Origin of the sequence: Streptomyces sp. NPDC092369, assembly GCF_044755245.1 — a bacterium.
In the GTDB taxonomy this organism is placed as follows: Bacteria; Actinomycetota; Actinomycetes; order Streptomycetales; family Streptomycetaceae; genus Streptomyces.
Window position 1 is genome coordinate 113,385 of the sequence record NZ_JBIVQP010000010.1, and the last position, 16,692, is coordinate 130,076.

At 67.3% G+C, this 16,692-nt stretch carries 14 protein-coding genes; 4 read left to right on the plus strand and 10 right to left on the minus strand.

Translation table 11 applies throughout. From position 1 onward, the window contains the following. Positions 1-84: 84 nt before the first annotated feature. The 4 genes from ACIQI8_RS42600 to ACIQI8_RS42615 all read right to left on the minus strand — a co-directional run bounded on the left by ACIQI8_RS42600 (position 85) and on the right by ACIQI8_RS42615 (position 2,585). Positions 85-351 carry an NUDIX hydrolase gene (locus ACIQI8_RS42600; RefSeq protein WP_402363753.1) on the minus strand — a complete coding sequence of 89 codons (267 nt, stop codon included), beginning with the start codon at positions 349-351 and terminating at the stop codon, positions 85-87. Positions 352-397: 46 nt separating this feature from the next. Beyond that, positions 398-847 carry a hypothetical protein gene (locus ACIQI8_RS42605; protein WP_402363756.1) on the minus strand — a complete coding sequence of 150 codons (450 nt, stop codon included), beginning with the start codon at positions 845-847 and terminating at the stop codon, positions 398-400. Positions 848-1,069: 222 nt separating this feature from the next. Further along, complete coding sequence (locus tag ACIQI8_RS42610) at positions 1,070-1,678, minus strand: CGNR zinc finger domain-containing protein (protein ID WP_402363759.1); 609 nt, start codon at positions 1,676-1,678, stop codon at positions 1,070-1,072. A gap of 52 nt (positions 1,679-1,730) precedes the next feature. Beyond that, a complete protein-coding gene (locus ACIQI8_RS42615) occupies positions 1,731-2,585 on the minus strand; it encodes an MBL fold metallo-hydrolase (RefSeq protein WP_402363762.1) in 855 nt (284 codons plus the stop codon). Between the two features lie 904 nt (positions 2,586-3,489). Between ACIQI8_RS42615 and ACIQI8_RS42620 the strand changes: the two genes are divergently transcribed. Continuing rightward, positions 3,490-4,032 (plus strand): EF-hand domain-containing protein, encoded by a 543-nt coding sequence (locus ACIQI8_RS42620; RefSeq protein WP_402363765.1) that lies wholly within the window; start codon positions 3,490-3,492, stop codon positions 4,030-4,032. Between the two features lie 149 nt (positions 4,033-4,181). Here the strand turns inward: ACIQI8_RS42620 and ACIQI8_RS42625 are convergent, their stop codons facing one another. The 4 genes from ACIQI8_RS42625 to ACIQI8_RS42640 all read right to left on the minus strand — a co-directional run bounded on the left by ACIQI8_RS42625 (position 4,182) and on the right by ACIQI8_RS42640 (position 9,528). Then, the gene (locus ACIQI8_RS42625; protein ID WP_402363768.1) at positions 4,182-5,660 is read right to left on the minus strand and encodes a hypothetical protein; all 1,479 of its coding nucleotides are present in this window, start codon (positions 5,658-5,660) and stop codon (positions 4,182-4,184) included. A 754-nt stretch (positions 5,661-6,414) separates the two neighbouring features. Further along, positions 6,415-7,827 (minus strand): dihydrolipoyl dehydrogenase, encoded by a 1,413-nt coding sequence (gene lpdA, locus ACIQI8_RS42630; protein ID WP_402363771.1) that lies wholly within the window; start codon positions 7,825-7,827, stop codon positions 6,415-6,417. A gap of 711 nt (positions 7,828-8,538) precedes the next feature. Beyond that, positions 8,539-9,048 (minus strand): winged helix-turn-helix transcriptional regulator, encoded by a 510-nt coding sequence (locus tag ACIQI8_RS42635; RefSeq protein ID WP_402363774.1) that lies wholly within the window; start codon positions 9,046-9,048, stop codon positions 8,539-8,541. Between the two features lie 111 nt (positions 9,049-9,159). Beyond that, a complete protein-coding gene (locus ACIQI8_RS42640) occupies positions 9,160-9,528 on the minus strand; it encodes a hypothetical protein (protein WP_402363777.1) in 369 nt (122 codons plus the stop codon). 596 nt (positions 9,529-10,124) lie between these two features. Between ACIQI8_RS42640 and ACIQI8_RS42645 the strand changes: the two genes are divergently transcribed. From ACIQI8_RS42645 to ACIQI8_RS42655, 3 genes are all read left to right on the plus strand, one after another. Next, positions 10,125-10,655 carry a SigE family RNA polymerase sigma factor gene (locus ACIQI8_RS42645; RefSeq protein ID WP_402363780.1) on the plus strand — a complete coding sequence of 177 codons (531 nt, stop codon included), beginning with the start codon at positions 10,125-10,127 and terminating at the stop codon, positions 10,653-10,655. After that, a complete protein-coding gene (locus tag ACIQI8_RS42650; protein ID WP_402363783.1) occupies positions 10,652-11,437 on the plus strand; it encodes a hypothetical protein in 786 nt (261 codons plus the stop codon). Before ACIQI8_RS42645 ends, ACIQI8_RS42650 begins: the two co-directional genes overlap by 4 nt. Positions 11,438-11,564: 127 nt before the next feature. Next, on the plus strand, positions 11,565-14,072 hold the full coding sequence (locus ACIQI8_RS42655) for a non-reducing end alpha-L-arabinofuranosidase family hydrolase (protein ID WP_402363786.1): 2,508 nt from the start codon (positions 11,565-11,567) through the stop codon (positions 14,070-14,072). A gap of 467 nt (positions 14,073-14,539) precedes the next feature. Here the strand turns inward: ACIQI8_RS42655 and ACIQI8_RS42660 are convergent, their stop codons facing one another. After that, positions 14,540-16,396, minus strand: a complete 1,857-nt coding sequence (locus ACIQI8_RS42660) for an RICIN domain-containing protein (RefSeq protein ID WP_402363789.1) — start codon at positions 16,394-16,396, stop codon at positions 14,540-14,542. A gap of 135 nt (positions 16,397-16,531) precedes the next feature. Then, on the minus strand, positions 16,532-16,663 hold the full coding sequence (locus tag ACIQI8_RS42665) for a hypothetical protein (RefSeq protein ID WP_402363792.1): 132 nt from the start codon (positions 16,661-16,663) through the stop codon (positions 16,532-16,534). Between the last annotated feature and the right edge of the window lie 29 nt (positions 16,664-16,692).

A 16,692-nucleotide genomic window follows, 5' to 3' on the forward strand; every position in this document is an offset into this window, starting at 1 on the left:
CGCAGGCAGGAGGAATCCCCCCTCATGGACTGCCTTCACGGCCTCGTCCATCGGCCACCACATGAGCTTGAAGTCCTGGTCGGTTTAAGTGAGTTCCTGTGCGCCGAGGGAGAGGTCACGGGCCTCAAACAAATGAACTCGCGCAGAAGACCCGAGAGTGATCACGTATGCGCCGAGTGGTTTCCACTCCTCTGCCGTGACCCCTGCCTCCTCACGGAGTTCACGGCGGGCACATTCAAGCGGGGATTCGCCGGGCTCGAAGCGACCGCCGGGGAGGAACAGGAATTGGCCCCCGTGGCCGGGGAAGTTGGCGGTCAGCAACGCTACCAGGCCCTTCGCGTCGCGGGCCACAACACGGAGGCGTCACGCGTCACTTCAATACTCATACCGGGTGAGCCTAACGGTCAATCGTGCACCCAAGGGGCGTAGGCACATTGAAGACCGCTGAATGAGCGATACCGCGGCCGTGATAGCCGTCGTCGCCGTAGGCGTCTCGTTGGTCGGCGCACATCATGACCAGCCATCGCCCGTGGGAGGACAGCCCGTCGAGTAGCCGCCCGATGTACGCGTCGGCGTAGGCGAGTGCCGCAGCCTGCGAGTCGATGCTGTCGGAGCCGCTGTTGAGGTAGTGCCCGTAGGGGACGTGTGTGGCGGAGATGTTGACGAACAGGAATAGCAACTGGCGGCCGCCATATCGGTCGGCAATCTCGAGAGCCTGGTCGACTTGGTAGCGGGTGGAGTCGGGCTCAGGTGAATAGAACTCGGGCCGCCAGTGCGCCTCGTGGACCATCGCCGGCCGCACCGAGCCAGGTGGCGTTTCCCCGGAGAAGTAGGTGACTCCGCCCACGCAAACCGTGCGGCAGTCGTACAGGGCGGGTCCGTCGAGGACATTCGGGGCGTCAAATACAAATGTCTCGAGGGGAACCTCCTTGAAGACCGGCGGGCGACATTCCCACAGGCGCTTCGGTTGCTTCGGCTGTGGTTGCTTCGGGGGCGTCTCCGGTCTGTGACCGGTTTCTCGGAGGCATCAGGACTTCGAAACCGCGTTGGGTTCCGTCTACTCGGTGTTTCACGCTTCGGAAGCCTTTTTCCGTGCTCTTGAGGCCCGAAGGTTGTTTGGGTTCCCGCAGGACCGAATGCTGTGCCAAACTTGGCTGTTGTTGCGCGTCCGGTCGTAGAAGGTGGCAACACAGACAGGATTGGGGCAGATCTTCAGCCGGGCCCAAGTTCCTTCTTGCTGTGCAAGATAGCATTCTGCCAGGATCGCTGAAGCAATCCAGTGCCAGCCATCTCCGCTGGGCTTGGAAACATACCGTGGTCCTGGAAGGGTCTGAACCATAACCGGAGCTGAGGCAAGTCTTTTGAGTGCACCGGTGTCAGTATCGTCCGGTACTCCGGAGACGAGCTGGCGGAGTTCGTCTCGTAGCTCTCTCAGTGCTGGCAGGTCTTCCTCGGACAATGACGGGCGCGTCACATTTATCCCGAGAGGCACTTCCAGTGCCTTGGCCGCCGCAATTACCCACGCTTGGGCAGATGGCAGATCGTGGAGCAAATCGTCATAGAGGTGTTTAGGGCCCGTCCAGCCATCAGACACTGAGTTCAGGACATCTTGGACGAAAGCAAGCCCGCCTGGGGCCGGTGTAAGTCCGGCGATACGCTCAGTAGCGGTCCATTGCATGGATTGACCCTTTCTTTGCTCGGCTCAATGCTCCGCACACTCAAGCTCGCCTCTATCTGTAGAGGGTCTGAGCTCCCGACCACAGAGCACCAGGGTTCAATAGTTCAGGAAACCGCTCCAGCATCGCGTTGAAGAAGCTCAGAGCATCGTCATGCGCGGGCAGGAGTTCCTCGACGGTGTTCAGGTACGTGCGGGTGCCGGCGATGACGCGACTTGCGTCGTCGTCGAGGGCCTTGTCCTTGTGGCCGCTGACGATCCAGCGGGCTTCGAGGGCCGCCACGATGTCGATGGCCGAGCGCCAGAGGTCCCGACCACCGTCTGCCGACTCGCTGAGGTACTGGTGTACGCCGTTGTAGATCACATCACCGGCCACGACAAGGCTGAGATCAGGTATGTGAAGCACGGTCGTGTCGTCGGTGTCACTGTGGCCGACTTCCACGATGACCAGATCATGGCCTTCGAGCTGGAATCGATTGTTCGGCACCGTCTCAGCCTCGACCGGGGTCGTTGGGATCTGGTCCGGGAATGCACGGTCCCATATCGCGGCTCGGGCATCGGCGGAGGCGTGCCATTTCATCAATGCAATGGTCCCTGCCGAGGCAACCACCTTTGAGCCAGGGAATCGCTCGACGAGTGGACCGGCGCCGAACCAGTGGTCTCCATGCCCGTGAGTGACGAAGATGTGGGTGAGCTTCTTGCCGGATTTCTCGATCCAGTCCCCGACGGCGGCAGTCTGGTCGTTCGTCATCGGTGGGTCGACGAGTACGGCGTCATTCTTGCCGTAGATCAGAGTCGTCGAGAGTGGCGAGAACATGCGGCGGTCCCCGTTGGGAACGAGTTCCTTTACCGCCTGGGGAATCGGTTCCGAAATGAAGATTTCGTAACCGAGGGACTGGCTTGCAGACATGATATGCCTTTCAGCTTCAAGTGGGACGAACGAGATTTTCAGTCACGGCACCCAAGGTATTAATCGAGGTCCGGAGGCGGGGAAAAATGCTACGGCGTCCTGGAGTATGACTTGCGTGTCGGCGGACTCTGGAGCGAGTCGCAAGTTTAGGCTTCGTCTTTTTTGACGCCGGCCCACCCGTGGGCCGGCGAAATGGCCGGGTGAGGCGGGCGATGAACTGCCGACTGCAGGAAGGCAGTTACAGCCGAGGAGCACCCCTCTACCGGTTGCCCGGCAGGTGACATCTGGGCGCTCGCGACTCCTCGCACCATCCATGACATCACTGTAACTGGTTAGCTAGTGTCACGCAAGGAGGCTGCTGCGGATGGTGGGGGAAAGGGCGTCGGTGCCGGGGAAGCCGTCCGCTCCACCCTCGTCCAGCACCCAGGCGTGTTCGGTCTCAACGGCGCCCAGCACCTCCAGCAGGCGAGTCGCGTGTTCCTGGCCCTCATCCCGGCCCGTCTGGACTCCCTGACCGGTCGGGGACTGGTGTGCGTAGTCGGTCGGGGATGCCCAACTCTGTGGAGATGTTCGCCCCGCTGAGCACGATCACACTGCCGGCTCTCAGCTCGTCGACGATCGGCTTCGGGTCGGGTGGTGTTCGGCGGCGGCTGGTTCACCGCGGGGGTCCGGCTCAGGCTGGGGCGGATGCGCATGCAGCCGGGGTACGGATTGTCGGCAGCCCTCGGCGGGCGTGGGTGATTGAAGGAGAACTGTCGTGCACCTACTGCAAATCAGCGCCCGGCGCACTGGGCTAGCACGTGGGAGCGCGCGTGGCTGCCGCGGTGAGCGCGAGCGCCGTTGCGGGCCGGCCGGCCGCAGAAAGCATGTCCCCAGTACCGCGAGTGAAGTAAGGAGACATGTGATGTCCAGCGAGTTCCAGCGGACCAAGCTCCAGGCCATGTTCGAGGCGTTCGACGCGGACGGCAACGGCTATCTGGAGGAGGCGGACTTCGTGGCCCTGGCGGACCGCTGGGGCCGGCTGCCGCGAGTGAGAGAGGGATCCGAACTCGCGGCGCGTGTGGATGGCGTGCTGAAGGGCTGGTGGCAGCACTTGTCAAAGACCGTGGACACGGACCGGGACGGCCGGATCGACATGGACGACCTCCTCGCCATGGTGGACCTGCTGCCGACCATCCCCGAGGCCGTCACCGCCACCGCCGACACCATCTTCGACGCGGTCGACGAGAACGCCGACGGACGCATCTCGCGCGGCGAGCACCAGCGTCTCGTCGACACCTGGCACGGGCGGCCCGTGGAGACCGGCGACGCCTTCGACCGGCTCGACCAGAACGCCGACGGCTACCTCAGCCGCCCCGAGTTCGCCGCACTGTGGACCCAGTTCTGGACCAGCGACGACCCTGCCGAACCCGGCAACCTGATGTGCGGCCGGTTCGGGGCCAGGTGAGGTAGCGGCGGCTGCTGTTCAGGGCCACCCGTCGCGGGCTGCCTGCCAGGTTGAGGGCTGCCCCCACGATCTTTAGACCTGGTCTGAATAGGTGCGCCTGCCCGCGGCCACGGGTACGCAGGCCGACACGGTCACCGCAGTCACCGCCCTTACCCGACGCGAGGGGCGACGTAGGCACGGAGAGCGCCCACCCGCTCCACTGGCCAGGTTCGCGCGTAGGCGGGCGGTCGGTTTCCCGGAAGGACAAGTACTGCCACGGGGGTCCGGTGGGCGGCCCGGGTCAGTGCGGCCGCGGTGGTGCTGGCGTCGTGGCCGCCGGTCTGTGCCGAGTCGCAACCGGCGTAGAAGGCGATGGGTACGGCCTCGTATCCGCTGAGCAGGCACGGCGGGCGTACGCCCAGCGTGTGGAGGGCCGAGGCGGTACGGGACCAGTCCTCACGGTTGGCGGCGGAACTGTGCACAGTGTGTTCCAGGACGATGTACTGCACCGTCAGATGGCATGCCAGGCCGGCCGCCACCAGGCTGACGGCGAGGGTGCGCGCGGTCCCCCGCGCCTGGGCCGTCACCAGGTGAGCGAGGCCGTGGGCGACGGGGATGGCGAGCAGGGCGTAGGCGGGCAGCAGGAAGCGGGGTGCCGCGTAGCCGATGAGGAACAGGTAGGGGACGGCGGCCGTGATCGCGCAGGCCAGCGGGAGCAGGACGGGCAGGGCTCGCCGGGCGCGGACGGCGGCCACCGCGCCGAGCGCGGCGAGGACCGGCAGCGCGATCCACCACAGGGTCACCACCGGGTTGGGGGTCGGCACCGTGCACGGCCGGCACAGGGTGTGCCCGCCGAGGCTGCGCAGCTGGTCGGCGACCGCCAGGTGCCAGCCGAGGCCGCCCTGGATGCTGGAGGCGTCGGAAAGGCGTTGCGCGAGGCCGCCGTAGCTCGTGTACGCCTCGATCACCCACTCGCCTGCGCCTACCAGAAGTCCGGCGACCAGCACGGCAAGGAGGCGGGGTCGGCGCAGGGCGAGGACGAGCAGGGGCAGCACCACGTATACGGCGTCCATCGGGCGCATCCACGCCATCAGCGCCGCGCCCGCGAACACACCCCACCACGCTGCCCGGTCTGCTGCGTTCGTCCGGACCCGAACGACACAGCCGACGCAGGCCAGGGCACCGACGGCGACCCAGTAGTTGGGCATGGCCTGCGGGCCGTAGAACACCGTCACCCATAAGGAAGCGAACAGGGCACCCGCCAGGGCCAGGACGCGCGGCATGACGTGAGCCCGCCAGACGCGCAGGGCGAAGTAGAGAGCCAGACCGGAGAGGAGTGCCAGGTAGACCCGCAGAAGGGTGGTGGAGTCGGACCACGACGCGATCGGCGCTACAAGCAGCGAGATGCCGCGGGCCCGGGGTGCGCTGAAGAAGGCGGCGGGAACGTGGCCGCTGACCTGGCTGACGTAGACCGTCTCGTCCCAGCCGAGACCGAGATTCGGTCGTACGAGGAAGAGCTGGGCGAGCGTGAAAGCGGCCGCGACGGCGGCGAGCCAGGGTTCGCCCCACCGGTGCCGGGGCCGGGCGGTCCGGGGTGGGAGGCCGGTACGAGGAGCACTGATCATCGCGGCGTCGAAGCCGTCGGCCATCTTTCACCTCTCGTCGTCACACGCCGCAAAGCCGCCTCCTCCTACATCTCGCAGGAGGAGATCTCACAGTCGGCCCGTCTGTTAGAGGCAGGTGAGAGCTGCATGGTTCCGACAGGTCGGCGACTCTGCCCAGAGACTCGCCGGCCACGAGACACGAACAAGTCAACCGGTTACACCGCACACCAAGTCGGGCTACCTCACCGCGACCCGGGCGTTCTTCCGCGACCTGCAGGAATGGGAGTGGATACCCGCCGGTTCGACCCCATACGAGCGCTGACGACGCCCCGCACCATCGCGGCGATGCTCGGGCCGACCCGATGGTGGTAGCCGACGACATCTGGGCCAAACTCACGCTCCGCGTCGCAGCGACGTTTCCACCCGAACAGGCGGCAGAGGCGCACCAGCCCTTTGAGACGGGCGGTGTACGGGGGTGCCCGTACTGCTCTTCTGAGCCAGGCCGCGGCATCGGCCACCAGGCATCGGGGCGCGTGAGTGCGGCAACGGCTGCAAGAGCGCACCAACCAGGTAGCCGCGGATACCCACCTGGTCGTGGTCACGCTGGGGTCGCCACGGACGGCCCGCGTTCTTGGAGACGCCTGAACCAAGGACATCTCGTCGTTGGGCCTCTCGAATGCCTCCGAGTAGCCCCGCCCCCGGGTCGCCCCGCACCAAAGGATCAGGGCCCTCGGAAGCTCGAGGGCGCGAAGCCGTCCGAGTCCCAACGGGCCCTGTTGCCGCTGCGGCGAGCATCCCTCTACATGTTGATCATGTGGCCGGCGAGGCCGTGGACGGCTTCTTTGACCGCTTCGCCGAGGGTGGGGTGGGCGTGGACGTTGCGGGCGACCTCGTGGACCGTGAGGTCCCACTGCTGGGCCAGGGTCAGCTCGGGCAGGAGTTCCGTCACATCGGGTCCGATGAGGTGACCGCCGAGGAGCTCGCCGTACTTGGCGTCGCTGATCAGCTTCACGAACCCGCTCGCGTCGCCCAGGCCATGGGCCTTGGCGTTCGCGGTGAAGGGGAACTTGGCGACCTGGACGTCGTACCCCTTCTCCCGGGCCTGCGCCTCGGTGTAGCCGAAGCTGGCGATCTGGGGCTGGCAGAACGTGGCGCGCGGGATCATCGCATAGTCCAGCTCCATGGTCTCCGCGTCCGCGATCGTCTCGGCGGCGATCACGCCCATGGCCTCGGCGGCGTGCGCGAGCATCAGCTTCGCGGTGACGTCGCCGATGGCGTACAGGTGCGGGACGGAGGTGCGGCACCGGCCGTCGACGTCGATCGCGCCGCGCTCGGTGACCCGTACGCCAGTGTTCTCCAAGCCGTAGCCGGTGACGTTCGGCGCGAAGCCGATCGCCTGCAAGACCTTGTCGGCCTCCAGGACCTGCTGGGCGCCGTCCTTGCCGGTGACCGTGACCCGGACCCGCGAACCGGACTCGTCGATCGACTCGACGCGGGTCGAGGTGAGGACGTCGATACCCAATTTCCGGTACTGCTTGGCCAGTTCGGCGGAGACCTCGGCATCCTCCAGTGGGGCGATCCGGTCCAGGAACTCGACGATCGTGACCTTCACGCCGTAGTTGTGCAGCACGTAGGCGAACTCGACGCCGATGGCGCCGGCGCCCGCGATCACGATCGACTGCGGCAGGTCCTCGGCGAGGATCTGCTCCTCGAAGGTCACCACACGCGACGTACGGCGGGTGCCGGGCAGTAGCTTGGGGCTCGCCCCGGCGGCGACGATGCAGTGATCGAAGCCGATGGTGCGGGTGTTGCCGTCGTAGTCGGCCACTTGGAGCGTGTGCGGGTCGAGGAAAGTGCCGCGACCGCTGATTTCCGTGATCTTGTTCTTCTTCATCAGGTAGTGAACGCCCTTGACCCGGCCGTCCGCGACTTTCCGGCTACGGCGGAAGGCCTCCCCGTAGTCGAAGGAGACCTCACCCTCGACCTTGATGCCGAAGGTCTTCGCCTCGCGGGTGAAGATGTGCGCGAGCTCGGCGTTGCGCAACAGGGCCTTGGTGGGGATACAGCCCACGTTCAGGCAGACGCCTCCCCAGTACTTCTCCTCGACGACCGCGACACGCTTGCCCAGTTGTGCGGCTCGGATGGCGGCTACGTATCCGCCGGGGCCCGCGCCGAGTACGACGACGTCGAAGTGCTCATCCTGCTCGTTCATGGACTGCTTCCCTTCCACTGGGGTGGCCCACCCCCTTGGCGAGGGGCGCACTCACTCCCGATCGAACAACCTGTTCATCGACACGCCGGCGACGGCATCCGCCGGCTCCCGCCACGGGAAACCGGTGGAGACGACCGTATGGTCCACCATGTCGCCAGCGGCTTCCCGGACGTCAGCTTCAGCGCCCCGGCGCGGTGATCCATGCCCGGACAGCCATCATCAAATAGCGGGCCGGCGACCCGTCGACCTCGTGCACCCCGGACTCGGCCGCACCGAGCCGGAGAGTGTCGAGGCCGAACGCGGCGACCGGGCCGTACTCGCGGTCGCCTACAACCGGCTGCCCTCGTCCGGCGGCATCACCCCGCTCAACCGGTCAGCAGCGCACGCTGTCCAACCCGCCTTGCAGAGCCGTCACGGACGGGCGCCTGAAGCCCGCCGGAACCGCCCCCGATGCCCCAGCCGCTCTGGCGCTGATCGCCGAGCACGCCGTCGACCTGCTCCTGTCCACCGAAATCCAGCGGGTACGCGTCTGCGGCGCGGACGCATGCTCCCTGCACTTCGTGGACCGCTCCCCCGCCCTCAACCGCCGCTGTGCTCCATGGCCAGCCGCGGCAACCGCTCAAAGGTCCGCCTCCACCAGACCCGCGCCAGACGGAGTGAGCACACCCGGCCGGCTGAGCCTCAACAGCTGCCGGCACTACCGCGCTCAGTTCACTCGGCGGGCCTCAGACGAAAAGCGGGTCCGGGAATGCTCTCGATGGCTTCCGGCTGCACGGTGTGGCCCCGGTCGCAGCGGATCTGTGCGTCGACGTGCGCGCCGCAGCCACGGTGCCTGGACAGCACGGCCGGGCCCTCCGGGTCGGCGCGATAGCGGTCGCCCCACTGCAACAGCCCCATCACGGCCGGGACCAGATCCACACCCTTGGACGTGATCACGTACTTCGGCCGACTCCGCGAGCCCGGCTCCTTGTAGGTCTCGGCGGCCAGGATCCCTTCCTCCACGAGCATCCGAAGCCGCACCGCGAGGAGGTTGCGAGGACAACCGAGAACGCGTTCGAACTCGCTGAAACGGGACGAGCCGTAGAAGACCTCGCGCAGGATCAGGATCGTCCACTTCTCGCCCACTACCTCGAGGGTCCGGGCGATCGAGCAGTTCGACGCGTCCCGGTCGAGACGGGGGTCCGTGCCGGCGTCCTGCAGAGCTTCGGTGGTTGCGTCCATGGGATGAGTCTAACCCATCTGAGTTTACTTTCATATACTCAGCCAGTATGGTCATGATCGGCACGCCAGCCCTGCCGCACACCAGAAGCAGCAGCGGGGCCGCCCGAAGAATCACACCGACCACCGAGACACCCCCGCAGAAAGGCGATCGCCACCTATGGGCAGCAGCGCGATCCCGAACGCCCGCTGCTGCTCGGCTCGTTGAAGTCCAACATTCCACGTGGGCAGCGACCAGTACCTGCTGAGGCGGCGTACGTCCCCCTTCGTCAGGCCGGCGCCGAGGAGGGGAGTTCGGATGCCGCGTTCCCGTCCGGCACGGATGCCCGGCCGGAAGCGGTCCGCGGCGTCGTCGGCGTTGGTGCCGGTGGCCACCATGTCGAACCCGTCCTCGTGGGCGAGCGCGGTGATGGTGTCCAGCACCTCGGCCTTGCAGAAGTAGCAGCGGTCGGGATCGTTGGCCCGGTATCCGGCGCGAGCCAACTCGCCGGTGTGCGGGGCGAGATGGGTGCACCTCCAATGCGTCGGCGAGGCGACGGGCGCGGGAGAGCTCGCCGGACGCCAGGCTTTCCGACACGGCTGTGACGGCCACAACTCGCTGAGGTCCGAGCGTAGGTGGGGTCGACGGCTGAGTGGGTCGACCGTTCTGCGGTGGGTTGTCGAGTTTCGGGGGCGAGAACGACCGAGCGACGTCCGTGTCCGCCGGCGTCGGGCCGTTGGAGAAAGCGGCGGCAACCTTCTCGCCCTCTGCGGCAACTAGGAGCCGGAAGGCCGACTCGAACTACCGGATGGACGGGCATGAGGGCAACGAAGCACGCCGCGCCGCAACCGTGGCGCAGGCGCGGAATGGTCACGAGCATCCCCTTGGCGCTGCTCGTCGGCGCCGTGCAGCCGGATGTCGCGCAGCCGACCGACGTCCGGTTCGCCCGACCTTGACCAGCCCGCCGGCCCGCCTGCACCGCCCCACCACCATGCACGACCGCCGTTCGAATCCCGGGCTGGGCACTGTTAGGCTGCGCTCCCAGTTGTTGAACGCGCAACTAACGCGCACACCATCGCAAGGAGAGGTCGACCGGGGGATGGTCCTCGATGACGCGTCCGTGGAGTTCCACGAATTCTTCGAACGCCACTATGCCGAGCTCGCCCGTCTGGCACACCTGCTGACCGGCGAGGCCGACGCGGCGGACGACCTCGCGGCGGATGCCCTCGTCGCCCTGTGGCAGCGCTGGGACCGGTTGCAGCAGGCCGACCACCCCCTCGCCTACGCCCGCGGTGTGGTGGCCAACCTGGCCCGGGGACGGATCCGCAGCATGGTGCGGGAGCGACGCCGGATCACGCTGTTCTGGTCCCGCAGCCCCGAGAAGGTGGAGGGGCCGGACGCGGCCGCCGTGCTGGACGTCCGCGCGGCGCTCGCCCGGCTGCCGTTCCGCAAGCGCGCCTGCGTGGTGCTGCGGCACGCCCTCGACCTGTCGGAGAAGGACACGGCGGCGGCGCTGGGCATATCGGTGGGAACCGTGAAGAGCCAGACCTCAAAGGGAATGGCCGAGCTGGAGAAGCTACTGGGCGCGCACGCGGCCGGGGACCTGGTGCCAGGGAGGAGGAACCGGTGAACGAGGAAATCGACCGTCGGCTGCGCGAGGCCGCCGAGGCCCACCGGCCCGACCGCGCGCGGATGCTGGCCCGGGTGGAACGCGGCATGGCAGGCCCCGCCGTCAGGCACCGCGCGCGACCGTTCGCGAGGTCCGGGACCAGGGTCGCCCTCGCCGCGCTCGCCGCCGGCGGCATCCTGACGACCGGCGGCCTCGCCGTCGCCGCCATCGTCGCGTCCCCCACGCCGTCGCCCATCGTGACCACGCCTGCCGCCCCGTCCCCGACCGTGAGCTCCCCGCACCCGACATCGGCCCGCCCCACCCCTGTCGCGCCGCCCCCGGCCACCACCCCGGGCAGCTCGCGCCCGACTCCGTCGGCCACCAGTCCCTCGCCGACCGCCGGCGAGAACCAGAACGGGCCGCTATGGTCGGCCGGCTCGCTGGATCCGAAGAGCACCGTCTACTGGACCCAGAGCAACCTCGTCCTCAAGACGACCCAGCCGCTCACCTCGCTCACGGTCGAGATCCGGATCGTGCAGACCGGCAAGGCGAAGAACACCGGCACCTGGCAGACACTGCCGAATGGTGACTTCACCCTCACCGTCCAGGAGACCGGGGGCGCGCTGGTCTACCGCTGGGTCCTCAAGCCGGGCCTGACGGTGCCGGCCGGGAGCCATGAGTTCGCCGCGCAGTTCAACAACGGCCCCGGCGTGCGCAAGGCCACGGGCGACGGCTACCGCGTCGACGCACAGGCCTCGGGCGGCTCCACGTCGGTCCGGGGAGGGTTCGTCCCGACGCGGTGACCGCCGCTGTGCGGCAGGGCGACGGCGACGGCCCCGAGAATGCTTTTCGATCGCGGCAACCATTGTGTGCGTGGCGGCAACTGAGAGGCATCCGGGGCTGGATCAAGTCCCGCTGTGCCAGAAGGACATGTCGTTGTCAGATCAGAACCGTTCTCATCGTCGCCGCCCGGCGACCCGCCGCGTGATCGCCGCCTCCGTGGTCCTCGCCGCCGCGGGCGCCGCCGTACCGCTGGTCGCCCTGGCCGCCCGCTCGCCGGAGGCCGCCGCACCGGCCACCGCCGCCGAGGCGGCGGCCGGCAGTGGCCGGTACTTCGGCACGGCTGTGGCCGCGGGCAAGCTCGGCGACTCCACGTACTCCACCCTGCTCGACCGGGAATTCAAGATGATCACCCCGGAGAACGAGATGAAGTGGGACGCCATCGAACCCTCCCGCGGCAACTTCACCTTCTCCGTCGCCGACTCGATCGTCAGCCACGCCTCCGCGCACGGCCAGCGCCTGCGCGGCCACACCCTGGTATGGCACTCCCAACTGCCCAACTGGGTCAAGTCCATCACCGACGCCGACACCCTGCGCAGCGTGATGAAGAACCACATCACCACCGAGATGAACCACTACAAGGGCAAGATCTACGCCTGGGACGTGGTCAACGAGGCCTTCGCCGACGGCGGCAGCGGAAAGCACCGCAGCTCCGTGTTCCAGGACGTGCTGGGCGACGGCTTCATCGAGGAGGCCTTCCGCACCGCCCGGACCGCCGACCCCTCCGCCAAGCTCTGCTACAACGACTACAACATCGAGAACTGGTCCGACGCCAAGACCCAGGGCGTCTACAAGATGGTCAAGGACTTCAAGTCCCGCGGTGTGCCCATCGACTGCGTCGGCTTCCAGAGCCACTTCGGAAGCAGCGGCCCGCCGGCCAGCTTCCAGACCACGCTGTCCAACTTCGCCGCGCTCGGCGTGGACGTGCAGATCACCGAGCTCGACATCGCCCAGGCGTCCGCCACCGCCTACACCAACGCCGTCACGGCGTGCACGAACGTCGCACGCTGCACGGGCATCACGGTCTGGGGCATCCGCGACAGCGACTCCTGGCGCACCGGTGAGGACGCGCTGCTGTTCGACGCGAGCGGCAACAAGAAGGCCGCCTACAACGCCGTACTCACCGCTCTGGACAGCACCAGCAGCACCGAGAGCACCGGCAGCGCCGGCGGCAGCGCGCAGGCAGCGGACATCACTTCCGGCGCCGTCTACACGCTCTCCAACGCGGCCGCCGGACGCGTTCTCGACGTGCCCGCGGGACAGAACGACAACGGCACCCCGCTCCAGGTGTGGGACGCCAGCGGCGCCTCCAACCAGCAGTGGAAGGCCACCCAGAACAGCGACGGCTCCTACACGCTGACCAACGTCGCCAGCGGCCGGGTACTGGACGAGCCGTCCGGCCGGACGGCCAACGGGACGAAGCTGACGGTCTGGGACGCCAACGGCGGGGCCCACCAGCACTGGAAGGCCAAGCGGAACAGCGACGGCTCCTACACGCTGACCAACGTCGCCAGCGGCCGAGCGCTGGAGATCCCCGGCGGTCAGACCGCCAACGGCACTCCCGTCCAGATCTGGGACACCAACGGCGGCGGCGCCAACCAGCGCTGGACCTTCCAGCCGACCGCGGCGCCGACGACCACCGCGTCGACGACCGTGGCGCCGAAGAGCGACACCGAGACCTGTGCTCTTCCCTCGACCTACCAGTGGACCTCGACGGACGCACTGGCGCAGCCGGCGAACGGCTGGTCCTCGCTGAAGGACTTCACCGCCGTGACCTACAACGGCAAGCACCTGGTCTACGGCTCGGACTACTCGGGATCGTCCTACGGCTCGATGGCGTTCAGCCCCTTCACGAACTGGTCGGACATGGCGTCGGCCCGCCAGACCGGCATGAACCAGAAGGCGGTGGCGCCCACGCTGTTCTACTTCGCGCCCAAGAAGATCTGGGTGCTGGCATACCAGTGGGGTCCGTCGACCTTCAACTACCGCACCGCCAGCGACCCCACCGACCCCAACGGCTGGTCCGCGCCGCAGCCGCTGTTCACCGGCAGCATCCCCCGCGCCGACTCCGCCACCGGCCCGATCGACCAGACCCTGATCGCCGACGACCAGAACATGTACCTGTTCTTCGCCGGTGACAACGGCAAGATCTACAAGTCGACCATGCCGATCGGCAACTTCCCCGGCAGCTTCGGCTCGTCGTACACGACCGTCATGAGCGACACGGAGAAGAACCTCTTCGAGGCACCGCAGGTCTACAAGGTCCAGGGCCAGAACCAGTACCTCATGATCGTCGAGGCTCGCGGTGCGAGCGAGCGGCGCTACTTCCGCTCCTTCACCGCCACCAGCCTGAACGGTCCCTGGACCCCGCAGGCCGCCACCGAGTCCACCCCCTTCGCCGGCAAGGCCAACAGCGGCGCCACCTGGACCAACGACATCAGCCACGGCGACCTGATCCGCACCAACCCCGACCAGACCATGACCATCGACCCCTGCAACCTGCAGTTCCTCTACCAGGGCAAGACCCCCAACGTCCCGTCGGGCACTTCCTACGACAACCTGCCGTACCGCCCCGGCATCCTCACCCTGAAGCGCTGACCCTCAGCCCGCCGAAGACGAAAGGCGCCCCCATCGAAGAGATGAGGGCGCCTTTCGTGTTGAGTGCTGCACCGCTACCGGAATCAGGTCCGTTGGAGCCGGGCAGTGCGGGGCGCCGGCGGCGGGAGGAGACGCCCCCAGGGCGGGCAGGCCCTTCCCGAAGGCGGGGTGTCCGCGGTTGTCCTGCAGCAGTCGCTGCGACCCTCATCGACACCGCCGCCGACGCGATACGGATGCCCCTCGGTTCCTGCGCCGGGCGGAGAAGAAGCTGAAGAAGGCCCACAAGAGCCCCCACGCCGAAGTCACCGACGCCCGCAGCGCGTACCAGGCCGGCCAAGTCCGTCCACGGCGCGGGCTGGACGGCATTCGTGAACATGCTGGAGGACAAAGCAAGGAAGCCGTGCCGCGTAGCGGCACGGCTTCCTGTGGGGAAGGCCAGGATCCTCGCCGTCAAGGCGAGGAGCATGTCACTTGAGCGCTGTACCGCCCGAGTTGTGATAGGCGATCGTCTTGTTGATCAGGTTTCCGCCGTCGGACTCGACGGTGGTCTGTTCGTCCTGCCCGGGACCGAAGAACAGGCCGGCGATATGGGCGTCCGCGACCTGGTCCATATGGGCGAAGAACCAGTCCACCTTGTCGTCCTTGTAGTGGTTGCGGGTGTTGTTCTGCGCCATGTTGCCCACGGGGATCTGCCACAGGACCATCGGCTTACCGACGGACTCGGCCATCGTCTTGTAGAACTTCAGCGAGGTGGCGGCCTTCTGGTCGGTCCAGAACTTGTCGAGGCCGCCGTGGGCCGACTGCGCGTACCAGCCCGCGTCGCGGTCCGACACATCGCTGACCAGGAAGTCGGCGTTCTTCGCCCCGAGGTCCGCGTAGTCCTTGATGCACTTCTGGAGATTGCTCTCCCAGTCGAAGCAGGAGAGGTGCAGCCCCACGCCGGCGTTCGGCGCGTACTTGCGCGTCATCGAGATCAGGCACTGGGCGAGTCCGGCGGCGCTGTTCTCCTGCGATCCGCAATCCGTCGGATTGGCGGCCGAGACCTGCGCGGGAACCTCGTGCAGATTGCCGAGCGACCGGGCGAAGCCCCAGAAGTCGGGCTCAAGGTCGATCATGTCGTGCGACTTGCCGATCTTCTGGAGGAAGAAACGGTAGTCGTCCAGGTATCGGGTGAGCAGGTCACGCCTGTTGATGGCCTTGACCTCGCCCGGGCCGTCCCCCTCGCCTGCCGCATCCCCGAGGTCGCGCAACGAGTACCAGGTCCAGAACATCTTCTGCGGACGCGAACTGCCCTTGTACGTCGCCTGGGACACCACGTCGTCCCGCCAGGTCACGTACGTGCCGGGCGCCGTGGTGCTGCCGTTCCAGCAGCCCCACCAACTCGACCACGCGTCCTTGCACTTCGCTGCCGTGTAATACTCCGACGAAGGCGCGGGCTGGCTGTGCACATAGGCGTAGCGCGCGTCGAACGGCGCGGCGGTCGCCGAGGCGTCGCTCATCGAGCCGCCGATGAGCACCGTGTCACTGCCCATGAACCGCTTCGTCGAGCTGCCACCACCACCCGCGGGCGACGAAGGCGAAGCCGCGGGCGACGGTCGCGTGTCGCTCGGAGTCGGGCTTGCGGGAACGCCGCTGCCCGGCGCGGTGGGCGTACCGGCGCCGCCGACACTCCCGGCCGGGACGAGTTGCCACTGCTGATCGGTGCCGCTCCGGTCGCGGTTCTGGACGACGCCGCCCCCGTCGGCCTTGGCGGCGTTGCGGACACCGACAGCCATGCCACTGAAGCGATTGACCAAACGCACGTAGCCGTTCGACGACTTGGCCAGTTTGAACTGCTGGTTGGTGGCGTTCAGGTCTTTCCACTGCACGATGGCGGAGCCGGCGGTCTTCGACCAGCCGAGGTCGTCCAGCACCTTGCCGGAGGTCCGGTTCTTCAGCCGGTAGTACCCGTCACCCGCGTCGATGAACCGCCACTGCTGATTGGCCCCGCCGTGGCGAGCCCACTGCACCACCGCCGCGCCGTCGTTCTTGGCGGAGCCCTGGTCGTCCAGCACCTTGCCGCTGTTGCGGTTGACCAGCACGTACCACTTCTTCAGATCCAGGGTTTTCTGGTCCGCCGAAGCCTGGCTGACCACGACAGCCGAGCCCGCCACGACCACCATGGCGAGACCCGCCCAGAGCCCCCGACGCGCGAGCAACCGACGCCCACGATGCTTCGGACGACCACCGCGCGCGCCGCCGTCGGCACGGTGGCCGCCGCCGCGGGACGCCACCGATGACGTGGGGGGATCGGGGACATGTCTGTGCTCTCGTTCCAGGGACATGCCTGTGCTCTCTTTCAACTGTTGCATCTGACCGGCCCGCTTGGCCGGACAACACTGAGTGGTCAGAGAGACCGAAAAGGTTGCCGCGAAGATCCACAGAACTTTTTTCTGCCGGCCGGACGGTCACCCTGAAGCTCAACGGCGTCGAGGAAAAGCGACACCGTCCCCGCCCGTCCACGAAAGAACAGCGAACTGCAACGGCTGGTCGCCGGGCTCCAGGACCGTCAGCTCGCACACCGTGATCGACCAGGCGATCGGCGTGGTCATCGGGGTGTCGTCGATGCCATAGGTGTCCC

Bases quoted from the DNA above. Each gene is read 5' to 3' on its own strand.
- lpdA (WP_402363771.1), bottom strand. From the start codon at position 7,827: ATGAACGAGCAGGATGAGCACTTCGACGTCGTCGTACTCGGCGCGGGC.
- ACIQI8_RS42625 (WP_402363768.1), bottom strand. From the start codon at position 5,660: ATGGCCGACGGCTTCGACGCCGCGATGATCAGTGCTCCTCGTACCGGC.
- ACIQI8_RS42620 (WP_402363765.1), top strand. From the start codon at position 3,490: ATGTCCAGCGAGTTCCAGCGGACCAAGCTCCAGGCCATGTTCGAGGCG.
- ACIQI8_RS42645 (WP_402363780.1), top strand. From the start codon at position 10,125: ATGGTCCTCGATGACGCGTCCGTGGAGTTCCACGAATTCTTCGAACGC.
- ACIQI8_RS42665 (WP_402363792.1), bottom strand. From the start codon at position 16,663: ATGACCACGCCGATCGCCTGGTCGATCACGGTGTGCGAGCTGACGGTC.
- ACIQI8_RS42610 (WP_402363759.1), bottom strand. From the start codon at position 1,678: ATGCAATGGACCGCTACTGAGCGTATCGCCGGACTTACACCGGCCCCA.
- ACIQI8_RS42655 (WP_402363786.1), top strand. From the start codon at position 11,565: ATGTCGTTGTCAGATCAGAACCGTTCTCATCGTCGCCGCCCGGCGACC.
- ACIQI8_RS42635 (WP_402363774.1), bottom strand. From the start codon at position 9,048: ATGGACGCAACCACCGAAGCTCTGCAGGACGCCGGCACGGACCCCCGT.
- ACIQI8_RS42615 (WP_402363762.1), bottom strand. From the start codon at position 2,585: ATGTCTGCAAGCCAGTCCCTCGGTTACGAAATCTTCATTTCGGAACCG.
- ACIQI8_RS42660 (WP_402363789.1), bottom strand. From the start codon at position 16,396: ATGTCCCTGGAACGAGAGCACAGACATGTCCCCGATCCCCCCACGTCA.